Consider the following 1,133-nt stretch of genomic DNA (forward strand, 5'->3'; position numbering starts at 1 on the left):
CATAAAAAAACACGCTATCCCGAAGATAGCGCATCTTTCTATATGACCCCTACGGGATTCGAACCCGTGTTACCGCCGTGAAAGGGCGGTGTCTTAACCGCTTGACCAAGGGGCCTTACATCTGGCGGAGAAGGAGGGATTTGAACCCTCGCGCCGGTTGCCCGACCTACACCCTTAGCAGGGGCGCCTCTTCAGCCACTTGAGTACTTCCCCAGAAATAATTGGCTCCGAAGGTAGGACTCGAACCTACGACCAATCGATTAACAGTCGATTGCTCTACCACTGAGCTACTTCGGAATGGTGGGCCTAAATGGACTCGAACCATCGACCTCACGCTTATCAGGCGTGCGCTCTAACCAGCTGAGCTATAGGCCCACAAAAAATTGGAGCGGGTGAAGAGAATCGAACTCTCATCATCAGCTTGGAAGGCTGAGGTTTTACCACTAAACTACACCCGCAACATGGTGGCTCAGGACGGAATCGAACCGCCGACACAAGGATTTTCAGTCCTTTGCTCTACCGACTGAGCTACTGAGCCACATTCGAATTGTACTAAGCTGCGAATCTCTTTGTCAGCAATATTCGTTCGTTCAGTCACGTACGTTAGTACGCTCCTTCACTTACTCATTTTGCTTCCTCGACCTTCTTTGCTTATTCCAATTCTTAATATTTCATAAAAAATGGCGGTCCCGACGGGAATCGAACCCGCGATCTCCTGCGTGACAGGCAGGCATGTTAACCGCTACACCACGGAACCATTTGGTTGCGGGGGCAGGATTTGAACCTGCGACCTTTGGGTTATGAGCCCAACGAGCTACCGTGCTGCTCCACCCCGCGATAATTTAATATGTACAAACACTATGATAATTAATCTTATGTGATTGTTGACGCCTTCCACGCTTTGCTTGCGTCGGCGTTACTTCGTCGTCTTCGTACGACTCGTTGCTCCACCCTCGCGATTTCTTTATAGAAAGCGAATTATAACTTGAGTGTCTTAATGTTTTATAAAGTTATTTACCACACACTTAGTAAAATGGAGGAGGTAGAGGGATTCGAACCCCCGCGGGATTTTACTCCCCTGTCGGTTTTCAAGACCGATCCCTTCAGCCAAACTTGGGTATACCTCCGAGATA

9 tRNA genes are annotated in these 1,133 nt (G+C 49.0%); all 9 read right to left on the reverse strand.

The features are described from left to right. Window positions 1-43 precede the first annotated feature (43 nt). The 9 genes from C8K15_RS20050 to C8K15_RS20090 all read right to left on the reverse strand — a co-directional run bounded on the left by C8K15_RS20050 (window position 44) and on the right by C8K15_RS20090 (window position 1,127). Window positions 44-115: transfer RNA gene (locus C8K15_RS20050), tRNA-Glu, on the reverse strand. Window positions 116-122: 7 nt separating this feature from the next. Then, window positions 123-213: transfer RNA gene (locus C8K15_RS20055), tRNA-Ser, on the reverse strand. A 9-nt stretch (window positions 214-222) separates the two neighbouring features. Then, window positions 223-297: transfer RNA gene (locus C8K15_RS20060), tRNA-Asn, on the reverse strand. Between the two features lies 1 nt (window position 298). Continuing rightward, window positions 299-375, reverse strand: a tRNA-Ile gene (locus C8K15_RS20065). 9 nt (window positions 376-384) lie between these two features. Then, window positions 385-458 (reverse strand) — tRNA-Gly (locus tag C8K15_RS20070). A 4-nt stretch (window positions 459-462) separates the two neighbouring features. After that, window positions 463-538: transfer RNA gene (locus C8K15_RS20075), tRNA-Phe, on the reverse strand. A 143-nt stretch (window positions 539-681) separates the two neighbouring features. Continuing rightward, a tRNA-Asp gene (locus C8K15_RS20080) sits at window positions 682-757 on the reverse strand. 3 nt (window positions 758-760) lie between these two features. Then, a tRNA-Met gene (locus C8K15_RS20085) sits at window positions 761-837 on the reverse strand. A gap of 197 nt (window positions 838-1,034) precedes the next feature. Continuing rightward, window positions 1,035-1,127, reverse strand: a tRNA-Ser gene (locus tag C8K15_RS20090). Window positions 1,128-1,133 lie beyond the last annotated feature (6 nt).

The sequence above is a fragment of the Paenisporosarcina sp. OV554 genome (assembly GCF_003058165.1).
Taxonomy (GTDB): Bacteria; Bacillota; Bacilli; order Bacillales_A; family Planococcaceae; genus Paenisporosarcina.